Here is a 22646-nt window from a genome sequence, read left to right as displayed (position 1 = left end):
CGGCCGGCGCGCGGTCGCCGGGCGGTAGCGCGGGTCACGAACGGGGAAGGAGCGCAGGCATGACGATGGCGACGACGCCGGCCGCGGCCGCCGGTACCTGGCTGCTCGGCGGGGACCTGCCCGTGACCCGGATGGGATACGGCGCGATGCAGCTCGCGGGCAAGGGCGTGTTCGGGCCGCCCGAGGACCCGGACCGGGCCCGGGCGGCGCTGCGCAAGGCGGTCGAGCTCGGCGTCACCCACATCGACACCAGCGACTTCTACGGCCCGTACGTGACCAACGAGATCCTGCGCGACACCCTCAGCCCGTACGGGGACGAGCTGGTGTTCGTGACCAAGGTCGGCGCCCGCCGGGACGAGCAGGGCAACTGGCTGCACTGGCTGGACCCGGCCGGGCTGCGCCAGGCTGTCGAGGAGAACCTCGAGCACCTCGGGCTGGACCGGATGGACGTGGTCAACCTGCGGGTCGGCGAGACCGACGGGGCGGCCCAAGGCTCGATCGCGGCCGGGTTCGAGGCGCTGGCCGGGCTGCGCGAGGAGGGCCTGATCCGGCACCTCGGGGTGAGCAACGTGACCGCGGCCCAGCTGGACGAGGCGCTCGCGATCGCGCCGGTCGCCTGCGTGCAGAACATGTTCAACGTCTGGTCCCGCAACGACGACGCGCTGGTGGACCGGTGCAACGAGCAGATGATCGCGTACGTGCCGTACTTCCCGCTGGGCAGCGCGTTCCAGCCGATGGGCTCGACCGAGCGGCTGGACGGGGTGGCGGCCAAGCACGGGGTGTCGGTGCACCAGGTCGCGCTGGCCTGGCTGCTGCACCGCTCGCCCGCGATCCTGGTCATCCCGGGCTCGGGCGACCCGGCCCACGTCGAGGACAACGTGGCCGCGGCCGCGCTCCGGCTGGACCTCGACGACCTGGCCGCGCTGGAGGGCACCGCCGGCTGATCCCGGCGGGCGCGACCACAGGCTGAGGCGCGATTACAGGCTGAGGCCGACCAGGCGGGGTTCCGGGCGCAGGGTGACACCGAAGCGGGCCTGCACCCCGGCCCGGACCTCGCGGGCCAGCGCGACCAGGTCGGCCGCGCTGCCGCCGCCCCGGTTGGTCAGGGCCAGCGTGTGCTTGGTCGAGATGCCGACCGGACCGGTGCCGTAGCCCTTGGCGAACCCGGCGTGCTCGATCAGCCAGGCCGCGGACAGCTTCCGCCCGTCCCCCGCCGGCCAGGACGGGTACGCCGTACCCGGGTCCAGCCGGGCCTCGAAGCCGGCCACCTCGGCGGCGGACAGGATCGGGTTGGTGAAGAACGAGCCCGCGCTCCAGGTGTCCGGGTCGGCGTCGTCGAGGACCATGCCCTTGCCGCCGCGCAGCCGGAGCACGGCCGCGCGGACGTCGGCCGGCGGGGCGATGTCGCCGACGGCCCGGGCCAGCTCGGCGTACCGCGGGGCGGACTTGCCGCCGGCGCGCAGGGCGAAGGCGACGCGGAGCACGACGTACCGGTCGGTGTGCTTGAACAGCGAGTCGCGGTAGCCGAAGCGGCAGTCGGCCGGAGCCAGCCGCAGCGTCTCGCCGGTCTCGCGGTCGTACGCGTCGACGCGGGTGATCGTGTCCGCGACCTCCTGGCCGTACGCGCCGACGTTCTGGACCGGGGACGCGCCGACCAGGCCGGGGACACCGGACAACGCCTCGATCCCGGCCCAGCCCTCGGCCACGGTCCGGGCGACCAGCGTGTCCCAGGGCTCGCCGGCCTCGACGGTGAGCGTGCGGGTGTCGCCGTCGGACTCGACCGCGACGCCGCGGGACCGGATCAGCACGACCCGGCCGGGCCAGCCGGCGTCGGCGACCACGAGGTTCGACCCGCCGCCGACCAGCAGCATCGGCTCGCCTGCGGTGTCGGCGGCGCGGACCGCCTCGACCAGCTCGTCGGCCGACGAGGCCTCGACCAGCGTGGCGGCCGGGCCACCCAGCCGCAGCGTCGTCAACCCGGCCAGCGCCACCGCGCTCCGCACCTGCACGGCACAACAGTACGGACGCGCCCGTCGCCTAGGATCGGGCGCCGTGAGGAAGGGGCCGCGGCTCGCGGCCGGGCGAGCCCGGGCGCTCGGCCTGCCCACCCGTGGCACCACCGCCCCCAACCGGCTGCGCCGGATCGACCGCTGGATCGTCGGCACCCAGTCGGCCCGGCTGCGGGACGCCGTCGACCCGCTGGTCGTCGACCTCGGTTACGGCGCCAGCCCGGTCACCACGGTCGAGCTGGCCGGCCGGCTGGCCGACGTCCGCAAGGACGTCCGGGTGCTCGGGCTGGAGATCGACCCGGACCGGGTCGCCGCCGCGGCCGGGAGCGCCGACCCGCCGCGGCTGGAGTTCGCCCGCGGCGGGTTCGAGCTGGCCGGCCGCCGGCCGGTGCTGGTCCGCGCCCTCAACGTGCTCCGCCAGTACGAGGAGGCGGCCGCCGCGCAGGCCTGGACCGAGATGTGCGGCCGGCTGGCCCCGGGCGGGCTGCTCGTCGAGGGCACCTGCGACGAGGTCGGCCGGCGCGCCTGCTGGGTCGCGCTGGACGCGAGCGGCCCGCTGACGATCACGCTGGCGGCCCGGGTCGCCGACCTGGAGCGGCCCAGCGACCTGGCCGAGCGGCTGCCCAAGGCGTTGATCCACCACAACGTCCCCGGTCAGCCCGTGTACGACCTGCTCCAGGCGCTCGACCGGACCTGGGCCGTCGGCGCCCCGTACGCGGCCTTCGGACCGCGGCAACGCTGGGTCGCGGCGGTCGAGCGGCTGGCCGAGGAGGGCTGGCCGGTCGTCGGCGGGCGGTCCCGGTGGCGTTTGGGCGAAGTGACGCTGCGGTGGGCGTCGGTGTCTTCTCCGTGATTACTTCGACACGATCGGGGGAGGAATACACCAGGAGAGTGACCGGTGCCCGATAACAGTGGAACGATGCCGCGCGTGGTCGCGGAGACGCAGGGGGTGAGCGCCACGACGGAGGATTCCACCGCCGGCGCCGGCCGCGCCCGGCGGGACTGGTGGGTGGCGGCGCTGCGCCGGGAGGGCGCGACGTTCGCCGACGCCGCGAAGGCGGCCGACCCGGACGACGACGTCCCGACCTGCCCGGGCTGGGACGTCCGCCGGCTGGTCTCCCACCTGTCCCGGGTGCACCGCAGCGCGACCACCGGCGTCCTCGACGGCACCGTCGAGCCGCCCGCCCTGGCCTCGCGGCCGCCCGAGGACGACTCCAAGGTCCTGGCCTGGTACGGGGAGGGTCTGGAGAAGCTGCTGCAGGTCTTCACCGACGCCGAGCCGCACCTGGACGACTTCTGGCCCCGCCGGATGGCCCACGAGACGACCGTGCACCGCTTCGACGCGGAGCTCTCGGCGTACTCGAAGGCGGGCGGGTTCGACCCGGAGCTGGCCGCGGACGGGGTCGGCGAGGTCGTGGAGAGCATGCTGCAGCTGCGGGCCGGCGACGAACCGCTGGCCTCGGCCATGGGCGACGTGCTGGTCGAATGCACCGACACCGGCGACCGCTGGCTGGTCTCGCTCACCCCGGGCCGGGTCACCGCCGCCCGGGCCGAGCAGCGGCCGCGCCGGGTCGACGCCCGCATCGCCGGACCGGCCGCAGACCTGTATCTGGTGCTCTGGGGACGGCTGCCGCTGGACCCGGTCGAACCCGGCCGCACCCGCCGCCGGAAGGTCGAGGTGACCGGCGACCGGGCGCTCGCGGAGCTGGTCCGGACCGGCTAGTCCGGCCGCACCCGTTCGGCACAGTGCACGGGAAGGTGAACGTCAGGTGCGATAGGTGCGGCAGGGGGCTTCCGACGACTACGGTCGTCTTCGTGGACCCCCTTCTCGTCACCGAACGTCTCATCGCGCGTCCGTGGACGCTGGAGGAGCCGGATCTGGCCGCTGCCTACGACATCTACTCGCGACCCGAGGTTGCGCAGTGGATCGGGGCGCCCATGGAGCCGGCCGAGATCAAGATCAGGATCGAGCGCTGGTCCCAACCCACCGACGACCCGACGTACGGGGTGTGGGCGGTCGAGGAGCTTTCCCAGCCCGATCGTCCGATCGGCAGCGTGCTGCTCCGCCCGCTCCCACCGGCCGAGGAGGACGTCGAGGTCGGCTGGCATCTGCACCCCGCGGTCTGGGGCCGGGGCTACGCGACCGAGATCGGCCGGGCCGCCGCGGCGCGCGCGTTCAGCACGGGCATCGACGAGGTCTTCGCGATCGTCCGGCCCGGCAACGAGCGCTCCAGCCAGGTCGCCCGCCGCCTCGGCATGTCCTACGTCGGGACGACCGACAAGTACTGGGGGCTGCACGCGGAGCTGTTCCGGCTCCGCCCGGCCGACCTCATCGAGGCCGCCGACCTGAGCCGCTTCGCGACCCGCTGACGCCGGGCCCGCTCTACCAGCGGCTGCTGCCGCCGCCCTGGACCTCGCGGACCGCGGGCCGCACGTCGACCATGTAGACGATCGAGGCGACGATCCCGGCCAGGCCAAGGATGCCGAGCGGCCCGAACAGCAGGCCGACGACCAGCGCGATCGCGGTGATGGCGAGCCAGGCCGGCTTGGTCAGCTTGCCGGCGACCTCGAACGCCTTGGACGGGCGCATGACGCAGTCGACGAGCGCCCACCCCTGCAGCACGACGATCGCCAGCGAGATGATGGACAGGAGCGCGTTGTTCAACCCGAACACCCCTTCAGGGTAGCTGCTCTCCGCGACCACCTGGGCCGCCCTTTTGCGAACGTGACGAATCCGAGCCCCGGGAAGGCGCGGCCGTCGCTGGGTGGTTGAACCGACCATGACGACAGCAACGACGTCCGGCACGTTCACCCTCGGCGGTACGAGCACCGTGACCCGGCTCGGCTACGGCACCATGCAGCTGACCGGAGCCGGAGTCTGGGGCGACCCGGAGAGCCCGGACGAGGCCGTGCGGGTGCTGCGCCGGGCCGTCGAGCTGGGCGTGAACCTCATCGACACCGCCGACTCGTACGGTCCGGCGGTGGCCGAGCCGCTGATCCGCAAGGCCCTGCACCCGTACGACTCCGGGCTGGTCATCGCGACCAAGGCCGGCCTGACCCGGCAGGGCCCGGACGTGTGGACGCCGGTCGGGCGGCCGGCGTACCTGCGCCAGCAGGCCGAGATGAGCCTGCGCCTGCTCGGCCTGGACCGGATCCCGCTGTTCCAGCTGCACCGGATCGACCCCGAGGTGCCGGTGGCCGACCAGGTCGGCGAGCTCAAGGCCCTGCAGGACGAGGGCAAGATCCAGCACATCGGGCTCTCCGAGGTCTCGCTCGACCAGCTGCGGGAGGCGCAGAAGACCGCGTCGATCGCGACCGTGCAGAACCACTACAACGTCGCCAACCGCGACGCCGAGGAACTGCTGGAGGTGTGCGCGGCCGAGGGTATCGGCTTCGTCCCCTGGTTCCCGCTCGCGACCGGGCAGCTGTCCGAGCCCGGCGGCCCGCTGGACCACCTCTGCACGAAGCTCGACGCGTCGCCCTCGCAGGTGGCGCTGGCCTGGCTGCTGGCCCGGTCGCCGGTGATGCTGCCGATCCCCGGCACGTCCTCGGTGACGCACCTGGAGGAGAACATCGCCGCCGCCGACCTGCACCTCTCCGAGGACGACCTCGCCTCGGTCAGGTAGGACAACAGAACGCCGCCCGGTCCCCGGGGGGCCGGGCGGCGTCGTGTCCGCCCGCTCCTCACAGGGCCGGCGGCGCCGTCCACACAGATCGCCGCCCGGTCCCGTCAGGGGCCGGGCGGCGTCGTGGGTCGGGTCAGGCCTTCGGGGTCCGCTTGGCCGGGGCCTTGCGGGCCGTGGTCTTCGTCGCGGCCGGGGCCTTGCGGGTGGCGGCCGGGGTCCGGGTCGTGGTGCGGCCCGGCTTGGTCACCTTCTCCTCGGCGGTGGCGACGGTCTTGCCGGCGTCGGAGACGATCTCCTCGGCCTTGGCGAAGGTGTCCTTGACCTCGGGGCTGCGGCGCAGCCGCCGCACGACCAGCTCGCCGCGGTGGGCCAGCGACTCGTAGGTCTCCTTGGCCTGGGCCGCGTACGTCTCGTAGGCACCGGCGGCCTGGCCGGCCGCGGTCTCGACCGCGGACCGCACCGCGGCCGGGTCGATCTGCTTGCCGTTGGTCTGCAGCTTGCGGACGCGGGCCTGGACCTCGGCCGGCAGCTGGGTCAGCTGCTGCTGGAGCTGGCCGACGGCCAGCTCGCCGGCGCCGACCGCCGCGTACCAGGGCTTGCGGGCCTCGTCGAGGGCGACCTTGCCCTGCTCCAGGACGGTCTCGCCGTACTTGCGCACGTCGTCAGTGATGGGCATTGCTGTTCTCCTCCGAATGGGGGTGCGGTTCCGCGTCGGCCGCGTCGCGCGCAGCGTTCTCCCGGCGGAAGGACTCGTAGATCTCGAGTAGGACCTGCTTCTGCCGCTCGGTCAGGCCGGTGTCGCCGAGCATCGCGGCGGTGACGGTGTCGTCACCGAGGCGCTCGTCGAGGATCCCCGCCTGCACGTACAGCTGCTCGGCGGAGATCCGCAGCGCCTTCGCGATCTGCTGCAGGATCTCGGCGGACGGCTTGCGCAGCCCGCGCTCGATCTGGGACAGGTACGGGTTCGACACACCCGCGGCCCGCGCCAGCTCGCGCATCGAGACCTGGGCGGCATGGCGCTGCTCCCGGATGTAGTTCCCGACGTCCCGCAGCACCATGTCTCCGACCGTACGTGCCAGTGCTAGCTATTGCAAGCACTCAGCTAGCACTCGGGCGGTGGGCTCGGTCACCCCCGGAATCCGAGTGCTCCCTACAGTTGTTGAAGCGTCAAACACCTGCACGAGGACGGACCCCGACATGACCCGAGGCGCTCAGACCAGCGCTCCGCTGCACCCGTTGCTCTCCGAGCGGTGGAGCCCGCGCGGCTTCGACACGGACCACCGGCTGGAGGAGTCCCAGCTCGCCGCGCTGCTGGAGGCCGCCCGCTGGTCGCCGTCGGCGAGCAACACGCAGCCCTGGCGGTTCGTGGTCGCGCACCGCGGCGAGGCCGCGTTCGAGCGCCTGGCCGCGACGCTCTCGGGCAACAACCGGCGCTGGGCCGGCCGTGCCAGCACGCTGCTGCTCGTCCTGGCCGAGACCACCGACCCCGAGGGCAGGCCCCGCTCGTACGGGCTGTACGACACCGGCCAGGCCGTCGCCCACCTCGTCACCCAGGCCCAGGCCGAGGGCCTGGCCACGCACCAGATGGGCGGCTTCGACAAGGCCGCCGCGGCCGCCACGTTCGGCGTCGACCCGCGGTTCACGCCGGTCGTGGTCGTCGCGGTCGGGCTGCGCCAGGACGAGCACGGGCTGCCCGAGGACCTGGCCGCCCGCGAGGCCGCGCCGCGGCAGCGGCTGCCGCTGACGGAGCTGGTGCTGACCGGGCCGCACATCGAGCTGGCGCAGACCGCCTGAACCCCCATACTGCGGACATGGGCGGACCGGTGGACACGACCGATGCGCCGGTGGGCGATTACGCCGGGGACTCCGCCGGCAGCTCCGGCGGACCCGTCGTGGAGATCGGCGACAGCCGGGAGTCCCAGGTCGGCGCCGTTCCGGTCCGGCGGGCGCTGCCCCGCCGGCACCGCCGTACGGTCGGGCCGTGGTGCTTCGCCGACCACATGGGCCCGGTCCGGGTCACCGAGGACCACGGCCTGGACATCGGCCCGCACCCGCACACCGGCCTGCACACGGTCACCTGGTTGATCTCCGGGGACGTGCTGCACCGCGACAGCCTCGGCACCGAGCAACTCATCCGGCCGGGCCAGCTCAACCTCATGACGGCCGGGAGCGGGGTGTCGCACTCCGAGGAGGCGGCGAGCGGCTGGCGCGGCACGCTGCACGGCGTCCAGCTCTGGGTGGCGCAGCCGCAGGAGACCCGGTTCGGCGCGCCCGCCTTCGCCCACCACGCCGTGCTGCCGCGGCTGGAGCTGGACTCCTCCACGCTCACCGTGCTCGCCGGGTCGTACGGGGACCAGACCTCGCCGGCCCGGCAGGACAGCCCGCTGCTCGGGCTGGACGCGGTGGTCCGGCCGGGTGTCTCGGTCTGGCCGCTGCGCCCGGACTTCGAGCACGGCCTGGTCGTGCTGTCCGGCGAGGTCGCCGTCGACGGCCGGCCGGTGCGCGCGGACCGGTTCGCCTACCTCGGCCTCGCCCGGGACGAGCTGGTGCTGGACGCGGTCGAGGAGGCCCGGGTGCTGCTGCTGGGCGGGACGCCGTTCGGCGAGCGGGTGCTCATGTGGTGGAACTTCGTGGCCCGGTCCCAGGACGAGATCACCGGCGCGTACGAGCAGTGGAAGGCCGAGGACGGCCGGTTCGGCGAGGTGCACTCGCCGCTGGACCGGATCCCGGCCCCGCCGCCGCCCTGGACCAGGCGCTGAGGCTCAGCAGTTCGAGGCGAGGCGGGTCGAGACCCCGCGGGTCCCGCCGTCGGCGAAGACCGCGACCGTGGTCGACCGGTCCGTCGGCAGCCCGCCCAGGTCGCCGGACCAGCCGTCGCCGTCCGGGTGCAGCTCGGCCGCGCGACCGCGGCCGGCGACCGCGACGACCCGGGTCACCTGGACGCCGCCGGTGGTGACGTGCAGCTGCGCGGTCCAGTCGGTCCCGCAGACCAGCCCGGGGGCCGGGCCCCAGGACAGCGCCAGCGCCCCGGTGCCCCGGGCGTGCCGGTCGGCCTGCGTGGCCGGCCGGGCCGCCGGCGCGCTGGTGGCGACCGGCGTCGGGTCCGGGGTCGCCGGCCGGGTGGTGGCCGGCGCGGCCGGCGTCGTCGTCGGCGGCGCCGGTGTGCTCGCGCCGAACGGCGCCTCGGCCAGCGTCGGCAGCGGGTCGTCGTCGGCCTCGACCGGGGCGACCTGGGTGACCTCCGCGGTCGCCCGCAGCGGCGCCGCGTCGGCGACCGCGCCGGCGCTGCCGTGCGTGGGCAGCGCGACCAGCAGGCCGAGCGCGACCAGCACGACCGCCGCGGCCGACCAGGCCAGCACCTTGGCCGACAGCCGGCGCCGGTCCAGGGGCACCGGGAACCCGTCCGACTCGAACGGCCGGGCCCGCCGGGTCAGCTCGGCCCGCCGGGCGGCCCACTCCGGACCGGCGGCGGTGGCCAGCTCGGCCCGCAGCCAGGCCGGCGGCGTCTCCACCGCGGGCACCCGGCTCGGCAGCACGGCCGGCGCGAACCCGAGCAGCGCGGCCACGTCGGTCGCGCCCAGCCCGCGGCGGCCCAGCTCGGCCGCCTCGGCCGCGGACGACCCGCCGGTGCCGGCCCGGCGGCGCAGGCACTCGTTGCGGACGAACGCCAGCAGCCAGGCCCGCATCCGAGCGGGGTCGGAGAGGTCGGCGGCGACGCCGGTCGCGGCCAGCAGCGCGTCCAGCACGGCCTCGGCGGCCTCGTCGCCGAGATGCACCTCGGCATCGGCCGGACGGCTGGCCAGCAGGAACTCCGCGTAGCCGATCAGATCTGGTCCGTACGCGTCGTGGACGGCGAGCAGACCGGCCACCTCGGCCCGTCCGAGCGAGACAGCGAGGACCGCTCCTGACGGAGGCTCGCTGTCGGTGCCGGAGTCCCCCACGGCGGGAGAACGTACCGCATCTGGAGCCGCCGGTGATTACACCCAGGCGTCGTCGCGCGAGCGAATTGACCCGACCGGGTGACCTCCGCCGAGAACCGGCGGCGCAGCGAGCTCATCCAACACCGCAGCGTGCAGGCCCGTTCGGCGTAACGCGTCGACCAGCAGCGGCGTACGGGCCCGGGCCGTGCCGTCGGCGATCTTCACCGCGGCGGCCGCGCCGCCGGGCGTGGCGGCGGCGAACACACCCTCGGCGCCGTCCTTGGCCAGCACCCCGGGCGCGCCCGCCATCAGCCGGGTGACGTCCCGGCCGGTCCCGCCGACCAGCTCCGGGTACGCCCGCATCGCGTCGGCGATCGCCCGCTCGGGCGTGCCGTCGGCCGCGGTGACCAGCCGGGCGAAGGCCCGGGCCAGCCCGGCCAGGCTCAGCCCGAGCAGCGGCGCGCCGCAGCCGTCGACCGCCACCGCGGTCACCGGCTGGCCGGCCAGCTCCTCGACCGTGGCCCGGATCGCGACCTGCAGCGGGTGGTCCCGCTCGGCGTACCCGGCCGTGGGCCAGCCGTTGGCCACGCAGGTGAGCAGCATCGCGGTGTGCTTGCCCGAGCAGTTCATCTGCGCCCGGGTCGGACCGCCGCCGGTGCGCAGCACCTCGTGCGCGGCCTGCTCGTCCAGCGGTAGCGACGCCGGGCAGGCCAACGCGTCCTCGCCGAGCCCGGCGCCGGCCAGCAGGGCCCGGACCCGCTCGACGTGCGTCGGCTCGCCCGAGTGCGAGCTGGCGCCGAGGGCCAGCGCGGGCGGGTCGAGCCGCAGCCCGGCCCGGAGCATCCCGGCCAGCTGCAGCGGCTTGTTGGCCGAGCGCGGCAGCATCGGCGCGTCCGGGTCGCCGACCGCGGCGACCACCGACCCGTCCGGGCCCAGCACGACCGCGCTGCCGTGATGGACGCTCTCGACGAACCCGGACCGGACGACCTCGACGACCACGGGGCTCATGCCGCCCCGATCCCGAGCAGCGTGCGGACCTCGGCCGGCGTGGCCGGTGGTCGCTGCGCGATCCGGGCCAGCCCGGCCGCGCGCGCGACCAGCTGGGCGTTGTCCCGCACCGGCTGCCCGGGCCCGTACGCCAGCGTGTCCTCCAGGCCGACCCGCAGGTGACCGCCAGCCGCGAGCGCGGCCAGCATGACCGGGATCGTGGCCGCGCCGACACCGGTGGCCGTGAACGTCGCCTCCGGCGGCAGTGCCTGCAGTGCGGCGGCCAGCGCCGGCACCGTGCCCGGCATCCCGCCCGGGAGGCCCATGACCAGGGTGCAATGCACGCGTTCGCCGTACGGCGGGCCGTATTCGTCCAGCAGTCGCCGCAGCGTCGCCAGCTGGTCCAGGTCGTCGATCCGGTACGCGGGGACGATCCGGCGGTCGCGCAGGACGGTGTGCAGCTCCGGGCTCACCGGGCAGCTGGCCGCATCGGGGTCGGCGTCCAACGCCCGCACCGGGCCGCCGGCCAGCTGCACGACCAGGTCGGTCGACTCCCGCAGCGCGGCGACGGCCTCCGTGAGGTACGCGAGGTCGAGGGTCGGCCGGCCCTCGGCGTCCCGGACGTGCAGGTGCAGCACGCTCGCGCCGATGTCGGCGCACGACCGGGCCGTCCGGACCAGCTCGTCGAGGGTCACCGGCAGCGCCGGGACATCGCTCCGGGCACTCTCCGCGCCGGTGGGGGCCACCGTGATCATCGTCGTCGCGGGCATGCCGCGATCGTGTCAGACCGACGGAACCAGGACCCACCCGACGAGGTCCGGACCCAGCTCCGGCTTAGCGCGCGCTCGCCAGCAACGCCTCGATCGTGCGCGCGTTGTCCAGGGACTCGACCAGCGGCATCTGCGGCAGGTCCGCGTCGTGCCCGGCCGCGACCAGCGCGGCGAACCCCTCGGCCTCGGCCGTGTACTGGTCCACCGGCGGGAAGGTCAGCTCCTCGGTCTTCGTACCCCGGGCGACCAGCAGCGTGGAGCTCTGGTCCTTGGGCGGGGTGAACGCCTCGGGCATGTCGATCACGCCGTCGGCACCGATCACCTGCAGGACGTTGTGCCGCCCGCTGACCAGGCTGCAGGAGACCAGGCTCAGCGCGCCGCCCTCGTGGTCGAGCAGGCCGGCCAGGGTCACGTCGACGTCCTGCCAGCGGGCGTTCGCGGAGGCGCGCGCGACCGGGCCGGCCAGCATCCGGGCCGCGTTCACCGGGTAGCAGCCGACATCCATCAGCGCGCCGCCGGCCAGGTCCGCGGACAGCCGGACGTTCGCGGTGTCGGCGACCGCGAACCCGAACGACGCCCGCACCAGCGTCGGCGTGCCGATGTCGCCGGCCGCGACCAGCTCGGCCAGCCGGAGCGTGCGCGGGTGGAAGCGGTACATGAACGCCTCCATCAGCCGGACGCCGTGCTCCCGGGCCGCGGTGAACATCGACTCGGCCTCGGCCGGCGACACCCCGAGCGGCTTCTCGCAGAGCACGTGCTTGCCGGCCGCGGCGGCCGCGATCGCCCACGGCGCGTGCACCGAGTTCGGGGTGCCGACGTAGACCGCCTCGACCGTGTCGTCGGCGAGCAGTTCCTCGTACGAGCCGTACGCGCGGTCGACCCCGAACTCCTGGGCCGCGGCCTCGGCCCGGGCCAGGTCCCGGCTGCCGACCGCGACCGCATGCTCGGTCGCCGACCCGGCCAGCCCGGTCAGGAACGAGCGCGAGATCCGCCCCGGCCCCAGGATCCCCCACCGCATACCGGCTCCCTCCGTCACGACCCAGCCGATCCAAGCACCCCGGAGATCTCCAGCTGCTCCCCCACCCCGTAGGGGTCCCGGAGCGGCTGCCGGTCGCCGAGCGCGTCCTGGCGGATCCGGAGCAGCTCCGGCGTCGGACTGTAATACCGGCCCTTCGTCTCGCCCCGCGCCTCGAGCCAACCGGCGTCCACCAGCATGCGGAGATCTCTGGCCGCAGTGCCGGGCTCGATCTCCGCATCCTTCTGGTAGACCGACCGCCGGACCCGCAGGCCGAACACCGCCGGGTACAGGGCGAACGTCGTCCGTTCCGGGAGCCGCCGGCTGTCCACCAGCGACTCGAGCGTCACGTACATCCGGCTGCTGTCGTCGACGCGCCGCAGGACGGTCTGGGCCTGGATGTGATGGGCGGTGAGGTTGAACCTCACCCAGTCTCGGGTGGACCGATCCGGCTGCCACCGCCCGCCGCCGGTCCTGGCCAGGACTTCGTAGTAGGCGGCAGTGTTCCGGCCCAGCCACTCCTCGATGCTGCTGAACTCCGGGGTGAGGATCCGCTCCCGGGCCAAGATCAAGGTCTGCAGAGCCCGCGCCATCCGCCCGTTCCCGTCCCCGAACGGATGGACCATCACGAGGTTCAGGTGGGCCATCGCCGCGCGGACGAAGATCGGGCACGCATCGTCCGGAGCCTGCAGATCGGCGACCAGAGCCGCCATCAGCTCCGGCACGCGCTCGCTGCTCGGGCCCTCGTAGACCTGCCGCTGGTGTTCTTCGTCGTAGACGTAGATCGGCGCGCGCCGATAGCGGCCCGGGCTCTTCGTGAGGTCGTGGCCGATCATCATGAAGTGCAGGCTGCGCAGCAGCGACTCGTCGACGACCATGTGCTCGTCGCCGGCCAGCTCCTGGACGTACGTGAGCGCGTTCCGATAGCCGACGATCTCGAGGACGGTCATCTTGTCCGCGTCCAGCGGCTCCTCGTCCTCCAGCAGTGCGACCGCGTCGTCCAACGTGACGTCGTAGCCCTCGATGCTGTTGGAGCCGCGGATCGCGCGCGCCCGGAGGTTGCGGCGCAGCTGTCCCTTCCAGCGGCGCGCGTCGCGCAGATGAAAGCCCAGCACTGACCGGAGGTCATCGATCTCGGACAGGACGTGACGGTCTTCGTCAGTCAGCGCGGGCACCTGGAACAGCATGCGATCAGCGTCGAGGTTGACGAATGATTCGTCAACCTCGATGGATCAACCGTCAATCTCCCCGTCGACGGCGGCGGGAATGCCGGCGGCGTCGAGGACGGTGCCGTCGGCGACGGTGCGCTTGACGACGGCCAGGGCGACCGGGCCGAGCTCGTGGTGGTGGGCGGCCGTGCCGAGGAACCCGACCGTACGGCCGTCGAGCAGCAGCGGGGTGCCGGGCGCGGGCAGCTCGTCGCGCTCGCCGGAGAGGTGCAGCAGCACCAGCCGGCGCGGCGGCCGGCCCAGGTTGTGCACCCGGGCCACCGTCTCCTGGCCCCGGTAGCAGCCCTTGTCCAGGTGCACCGCGGTGCCGATCCAGCCGACCTCGTGCGGGATCGTGCGGTGGTCGGTCTCGAAGCCGAGCCGCGGGCGGCGGGCCTCGACCCGCATCGCCTCGTACGCCCAGCTGCCGACCGGGCTCGCCCCGGCCGCGGTCAGCTTCTCCGCGACCGTCGTCAGCACCGCCCGCGGGACCAGCAGGTCGATCTCGTCGGTCCGGGTCCGCCGCGCGAACCCGCCGCCCTCGATCGGCAGCACCGTCCAGACGTCCGCCGGCGCGGGCAGGTCCGCGCCGGCCAGCACGGCCGCCGCGCCCGGCCCGGCCACCGTCAGCACGGCCAGCTCGGCGGTCGCGTCCCGCGGCTCGACCCGGAGCAGGAACCGCATCGAATTCAGGTACGCCAGCAGCGCCGGGACCGCCCCCGGCTCGGTGTCCAGCCAGGTCGTCCCGGCCAGCTCCGCCACCACGAAGTGCTGCTCGACGTGCCCGTGGGGGGACAGCACCAGGCCCTCGGTGCCGGTGCCGTCGGCCAGCGCGGACAGGTGCTGAGAAGTGATCGAGTGCAGCCAGGACAGCCGGTCGGCGCCCGGCACCGCGATCACGCCGCGGTTGCTCCGGTCGACCCAGCCGGTGCCGCGGGCCAGCGCCCGCTCCTCCCGGATCGGGTCCCCGTAGTGCAGTGCCACCCCGGCGTCCGGGCCGCCGGCGGGCACGGCCCCGGGCAGCTCGAGCAGGGGCGAGGCGAGCGTCGGCGCGGAGGTCACCCGTCCAGTATCCGCCGCCCGGCCGCGGGCCACCGTGACGTCCGGCACGACGACTAGGGTCGGTCGGATGACGGACGGGTTGGTGGGAATCCTGGGGGTCGGCCTCGTCGACCCCACCGCGCCGCACATGCGGGCCGACGACCTCGGGCTCGTCCGCGGCGACGGCTGTTTCGAGTCGGTCCGGGTCCGGGCCGACCGCGGCCTCGACGACCTGGACCTGCACCTGAACCGGCTGGCCCGGTCGATGACCGCGTTGGACCTGCCGCCGATCGACCCGGCCGGCTGGCGCGAGCTCGCCGGCACGATGCTCGCGGCCTGGGACGACCCGCGCGAGGGGGTCCTGCGGCTGATCGTCACCCGCGGCCGCACCGAGGGCGGCGCGCCGACCGCGTTCGCGCTGCTGTCCCCGACCACCGACCGGCAGCTGTACGAGCGGCGGCACGGCGTCAGCGTCATCACCCTCGACCGCGGCCTGACCGCGGACGCGACCGTCGAGGCGCCCTGGCTGCTCGGCGGCGTCAAGGCGACCTCGTACGCGATCAACATGGCCGCGCTGCGCTACGCCCGCGCGTCCGGCGCCGACGACGTCGTCTTCGTCTCCGCCGACGGGCAGCTGCTGGAGGCGCCGACCGCGACCGTGGTCTGGCTGGCCGGCGGCGTGCTGCGGACGCCGCCGCCCGGGCCGCTCGGGATCCTCGAGGGCGTCACCGTCCGGCACCTGTTCGCCGGGGCGGCCACGGCCGGCTTCGGCACCGAGATCCAGCGCGGCACGGTCGAGGATCTGCACGGTGCGGACGGCGTCTGGCTGCTGTCCAGCGTGCGCATCGCGGCCGCGGTGAACATCCTCGACGGCAAGCCGCTGGCGACCGACCCGGAGATCACCGCGCGGGTCCTGCGGGCGGCCGGGGGCGATCTCCCCACTTCGTGAACTCCCAGCTCAGAGGGCTGTTTTTGCCACCGGCGAAAACCTTTGCGAGGGGCCCCGGGGCGACGTACTCTTCTCGTACACGAGGAGGGAGGTGGTCCAGAGTTGCATATGTCTCGGACACGTGAGGTGGCTGTCAGCTAGCCGCCCCTCAGTTGAGGACACTGTGTGGCTCGCCACCTGTTCGCCTGATGAGGGCGGCGGCGAATCCACGACAGCCACCGGGCCCCCGAGCCGCCGACCCGTCCAGTCGGTGCGGAGATCTGTACGCAGACCCGCAGCGCTCGGGGGCCTTCCTCATTCGCGCTCCGGCCCAGCCGCGGACGCGATTTCTTAGAAGGACCCCGCGAACTGTTCGGGAGACCGGCGGACCGGTCGGGGCGGGTCCGCGGCGCGGACCGGATCAGTGGCCGGTGCGGGTGAGTTTGGCCAGGGCCCGGTCGAGGACGGTCCTGGTGAGGTCGGCGTCGCCGGCGCCGGTGCCGGCCGCAGCCACGGCGATCAGCATGTCGCCGACGCGCACGGCCGCCAGCTCGACCTCGCGGCCCTCGGCCAGGGCCGAGGTCACCCGGACCGCGGCCGACCCGTCGCCGTACCGCGGCAGCGTCACCGCGCTGACCGTGTACGCCGTCCCGTCCGGCCCGGCGAACCGCGCGCAGTCCTTCGCCGCCGCCCCGAACGCGGCCAGCGCCGCCACGGCCGCCCCGCCCGGCCGCCGGCTGATCGTCTCGTTGACGAACGCGGAGCTCAGCGAGTGCGCGAAGGAGACCGCGGCGTGCTCGGACGCCCCGGCCGGCAGGTAGACCCCGTCGATCCCGGCGCAGCCCAGCGCGGCCGCGGCCGCCGTCCCGTCCTGGGCCTGGAAACCGAGCGGCAGGTCGGAGACCGAGAGCAGGTCGGCCGTCAGCCCGGACGAGCCGGCCGCGACCGGCTCGGTCGCCGCGGCCACCGGCGTGGCCGGCCCGGCCACCGCTGTGCACCCGGCCGCGCCGACCGCGCACACCGCGACGAACGCGACCAGCACGGCTTTCACGGCTGCCTGTCTACCAGGCCGGACCGCGCGGCCCGGCCAGGGCGCCCGGCTGTCGCAGCACAGCCACGCCGGCCGCACAGCAGGCACCACACTCAGCCGCCGACCCGTTCCAGCCGGGCCGACAGGTGCGGCTGGAGCGGCTGACCCATCGCCGCCATGTCGACCGCGTACAGCAGCGCCCCGTCGACGATCCCGTAGAGCCGGTGGTTGGCGGTGACGTCCTTGGCCGTCGCGGTCCGGGCGACCAGGTCGGTGGACAGCTCCCAGCGGGTGGTCCCGGTCGCGCGGCCGACGTAGATCTCGACGATGCCGGTGGGGTGGGCCAGCAGCAGCTCGAGCTCGTCCGGCGACGCGCCCGGCCGCCACCACCCGGTCTCCCGGGCGCCCGGCCGCAGCACCGAGCCGTCCTCGTTCAGCAGCCAGGCCCGGGACTCGTACCGCAGCACGCCCCGGCCGTCGTGCGCGAACGTCACCTGCTGCCCGTAGTCGAAGTCCTCGATCGTCGGGTAGCCGCCGCGGCCGGTCCCGCGCCAGGTGCCGATCAGCGGCAGCAGCGGGAGCAGGGTCGGATGCAGGTCCGGCCCCTCGCGCAGGTCGGCGGTCTCGTCCGGGATCGGGATGTCGGTCCACGTCGGCGCAGCCACCGGAGGATCTTAGGCTCACGGACATGGCCACTTCGCTCGTCGTCAAGGTGACCGCGGGCTCGGACGCCCCCGAGCGCTGCGGTCAGGCCTTCACGGTCGCTGCCACCGCGGTCGCCGCCGGGGTCCCGACGAGCCTCTGGCTGACCGGCGAATCGGCCTGGTTCGCGCTGCCGGGCCGGGCGGCGGAGTTCGACCTGCCGCACGCCGCGCCGCTGCCGGACCTGCTGGCCGCGGTCCTCGCCGTCGGCCGGGTCACGCTGTGCACGCAGTGCGCGGCCCGGCGGGACATCGGCCCGGACGACGTGCTGCCCGGCATCCGGATCGCCGGCGCGGCCACGTTCGTCGAGGAGGCGCTGGCCGAGGGCGCCCAGGCGCTCGTCTACTGACTACTTCTTCTTCGGCCAGTTCCGGTACGCGGCGTAGGCCGGGTCGTCCTCCCGGTACCCGCCGAGCCCGCCCTGCGTCACCGGCACCACGCCCTCCTGCTCGGTGAAGCCCGAGTAGCAGGCGGTGCCCAGCTTCGCGCGCAGGTCGGTCAGGGTCTGACTCATCGCGTTCAGGTACGCCCCGTCGTTCGGGAACGCCTGCCGGTTCAGCTGCCACTCCGACACCCAGACCGGCTTGCGGCCGAGCAGGTCGGTGGCCCGCTTCACCCACGCCTCCTGCTGGGCCACGGTGGCCTGGTCCGGGTGGAACCCGGCGTAGTCGACCCGGTCCAGGTAGCCGGCCCTGACGTAGGCCTGGGTCGTCTGCAGGTTGAACGTCCCCGGCGTACGCAGGTCCGCGGCCTGCTGGAACGGCGTGAACGCGCCGCCGAGCACCTTCTTGCGCTTCTCGGAGTGGACCACGTCCCAGGCGGCCTTGAGCGGGCCGTCGACGTACCGGTCGGCCTGCTGGGCCCGGGTCAGCGTGGTGGAGAACGCGTCGGCGTTGGAGGCGGTGTCGGTGACCGGGCCGAAGACCTCGACCACGTCGACCGACTTCGCGCCGGGCCGGCCCATCAGCCACTCGAAGAACGCCTTGGCCCGCGCGTACGACGGCATCGCGCCGCCCTCGCTGTCGACCTGCAGGACGACCCGGAAACCCTTGTCGTCCAGCTTCGGCGCCTGCGCCAGCGCCCCGTCGTACGTGTCCGCGCCGGTGTTCGCGGCCGGGCTGGCCCAGTTCTTCACCGACATCCGCAGCCGGACGGTGTTCACGCCGAGCGCGGTGAGCTTGGGGATGGCCCGGTCGATGTCGACCTGCGGGCCGACGACCATGCCGTAGAAGGAATCCTTGCCGGCCGGCGTGTCCGCCCGGGCCACCAGCGTGGTGACGCCGGCAGCGAGGATCGCGGCGAGCAACATCAGCCCGGCGGACCGGCCGAGCTTGCCCAGCCCGCTGCTCACGGTGTTCGCCACGCTGTTCCGCTCCACCCGCCGAGGCCCGAAGCCGACCGCTCCGGGCGCATCCGTCCCGCCGGTGACCAGTGTGTCACCGGCGGGACCGGATACGGCTCAGCGGATCAGCTGATCTCCAGGCGAGTCTCGGTGAACCCGAACCCGGCCTCGAGGTCGGCCGAGCCGGTCGCGCCGGGGGCGAGAGCCCGGACCGTCCACCGGCCGGGTGACGCGTAGAACCGGAACACGCCGGTCGCGCTGGAGACGACCTCGGCGGTGAACTCGCCGGTCGCATCCAGCAGCCGGACGTACGCGGCCGCGACCGGATCGCCGTCCCGGACGACCCGGCCCTGGATGATCGACGCGGTCGCCGGGTCCACACTGGACGGCAGCGTCCGGTCGAGCGTCTCGTCCTGCGTGGGTGCGCCGCACATGTCAGCTGCTCTTCTCGATCGGCACGCCCACCAGCGAGCCGTACTCGGTCCAGGAGCCGTCGTAGTTCTTCACGTTCGGCTCACCGAGCAGCTCGTGCAGAGCGAACCAGGTGTGGCTGGACCGCTCGCCGATCCGGCAGTACGCGATGGTGTCCTTCGAGGTGTCCAGCCCGGCCTCGGTGTAGAGGGCGCGCAGCTCGTCGTCGGACCGGAAGGTGCCGTCCTCGTTCGCGGCCTTGGACCAGGGCACGTTCAGCGCGGTCGGGATGTGCCCGGCCCGCTGGGACGCCTCCTGCGGCAGGTGCGCCGGCGCGAACAGCCGCCCGGCGAACTCGTCCGGCGACCGCACGTCGACCAGGTTCTGCTGGCCGATCGCGGCGACGACCTCGTCCCGGAAGGCGCGGATGGAGGAGTCCTGGTCCTTGGCCTTGTACTCGGTGGTCGGCCGCAGCACGGCCTCCTCGGTCAGCTCGCGGGAGTCCAGCTCCCACTTCTTGCGACCGCCGTCGAGCAGCTTCACGTCCTGGTGCCCGTACAGCTTGAAGTACCAGTACGCGTACGCGGCGAACCAGTTGTTGTTGCCGCCGTAGAGCACGACGGTGTCGTCGTTGGCGATGCCCTTGCCGGACAGCAGCTTCTCGAACCCGGGCTTGTCGACGAAGTCGCGACGGACCGGGTCCTGCAGCTCGGTCTTCCAGTCGAGCTTCACGGCGCCCGCGATGTGGCCCTTGTCGTAGGCGCTGGTGTCCTCGTCGACCTCGACGAAGACGGTGCCGGACTGACCGAGATGCTGCTCGGCCCAGTCGGCGGTGACGAGCACGTCCGCACGGCTCATGCCGGGGACCTCCTTGGGTGGGTTCGGGTACGGATGTCGGGCGGATGCCCGCGGCGGCGCGCGCCTCAGGCGCGGCAGAGAGCCGGGGAGTCGTACGGGGAACGAGCGCGCGAGTCGTCAGCGCATGCGACACAGGCAGCTGCCCACGCGGCACAGGTCGACCGCGCGGCGTTGCGTGAGCAGGGTGCCCATGGACCCGAGAGTAGCCGGAACCCCGGCTCAGTTCACCTGTACGTCGTCAGGCCGCAGCACGACGTCATCGGACACCGCGCTGACCAGCAGCCCGGTGTCGCCCACGTCGACCGAGGTGATCCGCAACGCGAGCGGCAGGTTGGTCGGCGACACCCGGAACGAGAGCAGCCGGGCGGCCGCGTCCAGCGCGACCTGCGGCACCGGGACGCCGGCCACCTCGGCCCGCTCGGCGTTGATCGCGATGTCGTTGCCGTTGACCTCGACCCGGCCGGTCGCGCTGGCGTCGACCTGCTGGCCCAGCACCCGGACCGAGCCCGACAGCCTCAGCGCGTCCCCGTCCCGGATGATCTTCAGGCCGGAGATGCCGCTGGCCCGGGCCAGCTCGGCGTACCGGACGTCGAGGGTGCCGCTGATCCGGTCCACCGGGACCCGGTCGACGTCGCGGTGGATCGCGGCGGACAGCGGCAGGTGCACGCCCTGCAGCCGGGCGTCGATCGCGATGTTCTGCACGGAGCCGGCGTCGACGTCCGGCAGCTTCACGCGGACGTCGGAGTACTTGCCGCGGACGGCCTGGGTGAGGAACGGGATGCCGCGGATGCTCACGTCCGGGGTCTGGTCCAGCTCGAGCTGGTTCTTCACCTGGGCGGCCAGCACGGACTGCGCCACCAGCACGCCGACCCGGTCGGCGATCGCGAGCAGCGCCACCAGGACGAGCAGGACGACCAGCAGCCGGCGCATGGCGGGTCACCCTGCCACAGAGAGCACCGTGAGGTAGCCGACGGGGGCGACCAGGGCGAGCGGGACCAGCACGGACACGGCGGCCAGCGCGAGCGCGCGGCGCGGCTCCGGCAGCATCACCGCGACGAACCCGGTCCCGACCGAGACCAGCGCCGCGACGGCGCCGACCAGCGCGCCGACGCCCGCGCCCTCGGTGGTGCTCAGCGGGCCGGTCGCGGTGACCACGCCCACGGCGGCGCCGGCCACCGCGGCGAGCACGACGGCGAGCAGCCCGTACGGGAGGCCGTCGGCGATCCGCGGCACCGGCGCGACCGCGTCGGTCAGCCGGGCCACCGCCAGCGCGGCCCCGGCGGCGAGCACGACCACGCCGGTCAGCCGGTTGCCCAGGTCGGCCCGGTCCAGCGCGACCAGCGTCGACAGCCCCACCTCGGCCGCGACCAGCACGGCCACCCCGGCCAGCGACTCCGTCACCCGGACCCGGACCACGCCGCGGGTCAGCTGGTGGGCCAGCAGGACCGGTACGGCCAGGCCGAGCACGCCCAGCAGCACGGCCGGCGACGTGCGGTCCCGGATCAGCAGCGCGGCGTCCGCGGCGCCGGCGGCGGCCACCCCGAGGACCATGCCGCCGATGCGGCCCGGCCGCCGGGCGCCGAGGACCCAGGCCGGCACCAGCGCCGCCTGCGCCAGCGCGACCGTCGCGACCACGCCGGTCCGGCCGGCGATCGCGCCGAGCCCGAGCACCAGCCCGGCGAGAACGGCGAGCCCGGCCGCGGTCAGCTGCGCCCGGCGGGCCTCGCCCGGGTCCACCAGCGGCGGCTCGTGCCCCGGCGCCACCCACCGCGTCGCCCCACCCGGAAGCCTTCCACCGGGCGCATCGGAGTGACCGTTGAACGATTCCGGTCCGCCGGTGCGTCCGGTCCGGTCCGGGGCGGCCGGCGGAAGCCCGGGGTGCGGGGTCCGCGGAGCCGGTGGCGCGGCCGCGGGCGGCGCCACCGTAGGACCGCGGCGACCCCTCGGCGCGGCGTGTCGGCTCACTGCCGCATCGTGCCAGCCCGGCCGACCGACGTCGCCACCCAACCGGCGATCCGGTCCACCAGGGCCGGCGTCAGCGCGCCCTCCGCGTGCCCGAACCCGGCCAGCTCCCAGTACTCGGCCGACGGCCCGGCGGCGGCCGCGAGCGCCCGCCCGTGCTCGGCCCCGAAGTACGGGTCCTGGTCGCCCTGCAGGAGCAGCAGCGGCGTCGGCGCGATCCGCCCGACCACCGCGACCGGCCAGTCCGGCGGCACGCCCCACACCCCGGCGATCCTGGTACGCAAGGCTTTCTCCGCCACCCAGTGCCCGCTCGGGGTCTCCAGCAGCCAGTGCACCCGGCGCATCGGGACCGTGTCGCGGATGTACCAGCGCGACGGCGCGCTCACGCTGACCGCGGCGTCCACCGGCTCCACCGGCCGCAGCCCGCTCGAGGTCGGCGCGAGCGCCGCGTGCCGGATCACCACGCCGGCGCCCATCGAGAAGCCGACCGTGGCCACCCGCCGGTAGCCGGCGTCGCGGGCCCAGCGCACCACCGCGTCCAGGTCGAGGACCTCGAAGTCGCCCGCGCTGGTCCCGCCGGCCGACCGGCCGTGGCCGCGGAAGTCCGCCATCACCACGTCCCCGGCCCGGGCGAACCGTTGCGCCACCCGCTGCAGGTGCGGCCGCCCGACCGAGACCGTGAAACCGTGCGCGAGCACGATGGCCAGGTCTTTTTCACGCCCGTCATCGATCCCGCGATCGACTGTGACGTGCATCCCGAACAGCCGTACTCCGTCGGCCGTCCTTACCTGGATCGATTCCATCCGGGTTATCCTTCGTACCGAGTCGACGACGCCT

The 22646-nt window shown here is 74.3% G+C and carries 27 protein-coding genes; 9 read left to right on the top strand and 18 right to left on the bottom strand.

Translation table 11 applies throughout. The annotated features are described in order from the left end of the window. Window positions 1-59: 59 nt before the first annotated feature. Window positions 60-944: an oxidoreductase gene (locus VGP36_25080; protein HEV7657988.1), complete on the top strand. Its 885-nt coding sequence runs from the start codon at window positions 60-62 to the stop codon at window positions 942-944. A 33-nt stretch (window positions 945-977) separates the two neighbouring features. Here the strand turns inward: VGP36_25080 and VGP36_25075 are convergent, their stop codons facing one another. Continuing rightward, a complete protein-coding gene (locus VGP36_25075; GenBank protein ID HEV7657987.1) occupies window positions 978-2009 on the bottom strand; it encodes a UDP-N-acetylmuramate dehydrogenase in 1032 nt (343 codons plus the stop codon). A gap of 43 nt (window positions 2010-2052) precedes the next feature. Between VGP36_25075 and VGP36_25070 the strand changes: the two genes are divergently transcribed. The 3 genes from VGP36_25070 to VGP36_25060 all read left to right on the top strand — a co-directional run bounded on the left by VGP36_25070 (window position 2053) and on the right by VGP36_25060 (window position 4379). Further along, window positions 2053-2862: a class I SAM-dependent methyltransferase gene (locus VGP36_25070; GenBank protein ID HEV7657986.1), complete on the top strand. Its 810-nt coding sequence runs from the start codon at window positions 2053-2055 to the stop codon at window positions 2860-2862. A gap of 96 nt (window positions 2863-2958) precedes the next feature. Then, a complete protein-coding gene (locus VGP36_25065; GenBank protein ID HEV7657985.1) occupies window positions 2959-3732 on the top strand; it encodes a maleylpyruvate isomerase family mycothiol-dependent enzyme in 774 nt (257 codons plus the stop codon). 92 nt (window positions 3733-3824) lie between these two features. Continuing rightward, complete coding sequence (locus VGP36_25060; protein HEV7657984.1) at window positions 3825-4379, top strand: GNAT family N-acetyltransferase; 555 nt, start codon at window positions 3825-3827, stop codon at window positions 4377-4379. A 13-nt stretch (window positions 4380-4392) separates the two neighbouring features. Here VGP36_25060 and VGP36_25055 read toward each other — a convergent pair whose 3' ends face one another. Next, window positions 4393-4683: a DUF2516 family protein gene (locus tag VGP36_25055; protein ID HEV7657983.1), complete on the bottom strand. Its 291-nt coding sequence runs from the start codon at window positions 4681-4683 to the stop codon at window positions 4393-4395. Window positions 4684-4789: 106 nt separating this feature from the next. Here VGP36_25055 and VGP36_25050 point away from each other — a divergent pair, with 106 nt between their 5' ends. Next, window positions 4790-5635, top strand: coding sequence for an aldo/keto reductase (locus VGP36_25050; protein HEV7657982.1), 846 nt, complete (start codon window positions 4790-4792; stop codon window positions 5633-5635). 133 nt (window positions 5636-5768) lie between these two features. On the opposite strand, the gene VGP36_25045 is transcribed toward VGP36_25050, so the two are convergent. Next, window positions 5769-6311, bottom strand: coding sequence for a hypothetical protein (locus VGP36_25045; protein HEV7657981.1), 543 nt, complete (start codon window positions 6309-6311; stop codon window positions 5769-5771). After that, window positions 6298-6693, bottom strand: coding sequence for a helix-turn-helix transcriptional regulator (locus tag VGP36_25040; GenBank protein ID HEV7657980.1), 396 nt, complete (start codon window positions 6691-6693; stop codon window positions 6298-6300). Before VGP36_25040 ends, VGP36_25045 begins: the two co-directional genes overlap by 14 nt. 139 nt (window positions 6694-6832) lie before the next feature. Here VGP36_25040 and VGP36_25035 point away from each other — a divergent pair, with 139 nt between their 5' ends. Both VGP36_25035 and VGP36_25030 read left to right on the top strand, forming a co-directional pair. Then, entirely contained in the window at window positions 6833-7429 is a 597-nt protein-coding gene (locus tag VGP36_25035; GenBank protein HEV7657979.1) for a nitroreductase family protein, read from the top strand. A 17-nt stretch (window positions 7430-7446) separates the two neighbouring features. Further along, window positions 7447-8394: a pirin family protein gene (locus VGP36_25030; GenBank protein ID HEV7657978.1), complete on the top strand. Its 948-nt coding sequence runs from the start codon at window positions 7447-7449 to the stop codon at window positions 8392-8394. 3 nt (window positions 8395-8397) lie between these two features. Here VGP36_25030 and VGP36_25025 read toward each other — a convergent pair whose 3' ends face one another. From VGP36_25025 to VGP36_25000, 6 genes are all read right to left on the bottom strand, one after another. Further along, window positions 8398-9504 carry a hypothetical protein gene (locus VGP36_25025; protein HEV7657977.1) on the bottom strand — a complete coding sequence of 369 codons (1107 nt, stop codon included), beginning with the start codon at window positions 9502-9504 and terminating at the stop codon, window positions 8398-8400. Between the two features lie 108 nt (window positions 9505-9612). Then, window positions 9613-10563 (bottom strand): asparaginase, encoded by a 951-nt coding sequence (locus tag VGP36_25020; protein HEV7657976.1) that lies wholly within the window; start codon window positions 10561-10563, stop codon window positions 9613-9615. Beyond that, window positions 10560-11312 (bottom strand): 3-keto-5-aminohexanoate cleavage protein, encoded by a 753-nt coding sequence (locus tag VGP36_25015; GenBank protein ID HEV7657975.1) that lies wholly within the window; start codon window positions 11310-11312, stop codon window positions 10560-10562. The genes VGP36_25020 and VGP36_25015 overlap by 4 nt, the downstream gene beginning before the upstream one ends. A gap of 64 nt (window positions 11313-11376) precedes the next feature. Continuing rightward, a complete protein-coding gene (locus tag VGP36_25010) occupies window positions 11377-12330 on the bottom strand; it encodes a Gfo/Idh/MocA family oxidoreductase (protein ID HEV7657974.1) in 954 nt (317 codons plus the stop codon). Window positions 12331-12344: 14 nt separating this feature from the next. After that, the gene (locus tag VGP36_25005) at window positions 12345-13514 is read right to left on the bottom strand and encodes a Fic family protein (protein ID HEV7657973.1); all 1170 of its coding nucleotides are present in this window, start codon (window positions 13512-13514) and stop codon (window positions 12345-12347) included. Between the two features lie 45 nt (window positions 13515-13559). Then, entirely contained in the window at window positions 13560-14597 is a 1038-nt protein-coding gene (locus VGP36_25000) for a folate-binding protein (protein HEV7657972.1), read from the bottom strand. A gap of 67 nt (window positions 14598-14664) precedes the next feature. On the opposite strand from VGP36_25000, the gene VGP36_24995 reads away from it, so the two are divergent. Next, entirely contained in the window at window positions 14665-15525 is an 861-nt protein-coding gene (locus VGP36_24995) for an aminotransferase class IV (GenBank protein ID HEV7657971.1), read from the top strand. Window positions 15526-15925: 400 nt separating this feature from the next. Here VGP36_24995 and VGP36_24990 read toward each other — a convergent pair whose 3' ends face one another. Both VGP36_24990 and VGP36_24985 read right to left on the bottom strand, forming a co-directional pair. Further along, window positions 15926-16555: a hypothetical protein gene (locus VGP36_24990; GenBank protein ID HEV7657970.1), complete on the bottom strand. Its 630-nt coding sequence runs from the start codon at window positions 16553-16555 to the stop codon at window positions 15926-15928. A gap of 92 nt (window positions 16556-16647) precedes the next feature. After that, entirely contained in the window at window positions 16648-17199 is a 552-nt protein-coding gene (locus tag VGP36_24985) for an FABP family protein (protein ID HEV7657969.1), read from the bottom strand. A 23-nt stretch (window positions 17200-17222) separates the two neighbouring features. Between VGP36_24985 and VGP36_24980 the strand changes: the two genes are divergently transcribed. Beyond that, the gene (locus tag VGP36_24980) at window positions 17223-17585 is read left to right on the top strand and encodes a DsrE family protein (protein HEV7657968.1); all 363 of its coding nucleotides are present in this window, start codon (window positions 17223-17225) and stop codon (window positions 17583-17585) included. Here the strand turns inward: VGP36_24980 and VGP36_24975 are convergent, their stop codons facing one another. From VGP36_24975 to VGP36_24950, 6 genes are all read right to left on the bottom strand, one after another. Continuing rightward, window positions 17586-18599 (bottom strand): hypothetical protein, encoded by a 1014-nt coding sequence (locus VGP36_24975; GenBank protein HEV7657967.1) that lies wholly within the window; start codon window positions 18597-18599, stop codon window positions 17586-17588. It abuts the gene before it with no gap. Window positions 18600-18703: 104 nt separating this feature from the next. Beyond that, window positions 18704-19012 carry a DUF1416 domain-containing protein gene (locus VGP36_24970; GenBank protein ID HEV7657966.1) on the bottom strand — a complete coding sequence of 103 codons (309 nt, stop codon included), beginning with the start codon at window positions 19010-19012 and terminating at the stop codon, window positions 18704-18706. A 1-nt stretch (window position 19013) separates the two neighbouring features. After that, entirely contained in the window at window positions 19014-19847 is an 834-nt protein-coding gene (locus tag VGP36_24965; protein ID HEV7657965.1) for a sulfurtransferase, read from the bottom strand. Window positions 19848-20066: 219 nt separating this feature from the next. Further along, window positions 20067-20777, bottom strand: a complete 711-nt coding sequence (locus VGP36_24960; GenBank protein HEV7657964.1) for a DUF2993 domain-containing protein — start codon at window positions 20775-20777, stop codon at window positions 20067-20069. Between the two features lie 6 nt (window positions 20778-20783). Further along, window positions 20784-21611, bottom strand: coding sequence for a hypothetical protein (locus tag VGP36_24955; protein ID HEV7657963.1), 828 nt, complete (start codon window positions 21609-21611; stop codon window positions 20784-20786). Window positions 21612-21808: 197 nt separating this feature from the next. Beyond that, a complete protein-coding gene (locus tag VGP36_24950) occupies window positions 21809-22612 on the bottom strand; it encodes an alpha/beta fold hydrolase (GenBank protein HEV7657962.1) in 804 nt (267 codons plus the stop codon). Between the last annotated feature and the right edge of the window lie 34 nt (window positions 22613-22646).

Source organism: Mycobacteriales bacterium (assembly GCA_035995165.1).
In the GTDB taxonomy this organism is placed as follows: Bacteria; Actinomycetota; Actinomycetes; order Mycobacteriales; family CADCTP01; genus CADCTP01.
This window is presented reverse-complemented; position numbering and strand designations above follow the sequence as displayed.

Excerpts from the sequence above, each read along its gene's own strand:
- VGP36_24970 (HEV7657966.1), bottom strand. The coding sequence starts at position 19,012 with ATGTGCGGCGCACCCACGCAGGACGAGACGCTCGACCGGACGCTGCCG.
- VGP36_24980 (HEV7657968.1), top strand. The coding sequence starts at position 17,223 with ATGGCCACTTCGCTCGTCGTCAAGGTGACCGCGGGCTCGGACGCCCCC.
- VGP36_25010 (HEV7657974.1), bottom strand. The coding sequence starts at position 12,330 with ATGCGGTGGGGGATCCTGGGGCCGGGGCGGATCTCGCGCTCGTTCCTG.
- VGP36_25080 (HEV7657988.1), top strand. The coding sequence starts at position 60 with ATGACGATGGCGACGACGCCGGCCGCGGCCGCCGGTACCTGGCTGCTC.
- VGP36_24950 (HEV7657962.1), bottom strand. The coding sequence starts at position 22,612 with ATGGAATCGATCCAGGTAAGGACGGCCGACGGAGTACGGCTGTTCGGG.
- VGP36_24965 (HEV7657965.1), bottom strand. The coding sequence starts at position 19,847 with ATGAGCCGTGCGGACGTGCTCGTCACCGCCGACTGGGCCGAGCAGCAT.
- VGP36_25020 (HEV7657976.1), bottom strand. The coding sequence starts at position 10,563 with ATGAGCCCCGTGGTCGTCGAGGTCGTCCGGTCCGGGTTCGTCGAGAGC.
- VGP36_24960 (HEV7657964.1), bottom strand. The coding sequence starts at position 20,777 with ATGCGCCGGCTGCTGGTCGTCCTGCTCGTCCTGGTGGCGCTGCTCGCG.
- VGP36_25015 (HEV7657975.1), bottom strand. The coding sequence starts at position 11,312 with ATGCCCGCGACGACGATGATCACGGTGGCCCCCACCGGCGCGGAGAGT.
- VGP36_25045 (HEV7657981.1), bottom strand. The coding sequence starts at position 6,311 with ATGCCCATCACTGACGACGTGCGCAAGTACGGCGAGACCGTCCTGGAG.
- VGP36_25005 (HEV7657973.1), bottom strand. The coding sequence starts at position 13,514 with ATGCTGTTCCAGGTGCCCGCGCTGACTGACGAAGACCGTCACGTCCTG.
- VGP36_25035 (HEV7657979.1), top strand. The coding sequence starts at position 6,833 with ATGACCCGAGGCGCTCAGACCAGCGCTCCGCTGCACCCGTTGCTCTCC.
- VGP36_25040 (HEV7657980.1), bottom strand. The coding sequence starts at position 6,693 with ATGGTGCTGCGGGACGTCGGGAACTACATCCGGGAGCAGCGCCATGCC.
- VGP36_25030 (HEV7657978.1), top strand. The coding sequence starts at position 7,447 with ATGGGCGGACCGGTGGACACGACCGATGCGCCGGTGGGCGATTACGCC.
- VGP36_24995 (HEV7657971.1), top strand. The coding sequence starts at position 14,665 with ATGACGGACGGGTTGGTGGGAATCCTGGGGGTCGGCCTCGTCGACCCC.
- VGP36_25050 (HEV7657982.1), top strand. The coding sequence starts at position 4,790 with ATGACGACAGCAACGACGTCCGGCACGTTCACCCTCGGCGGTACGAGC.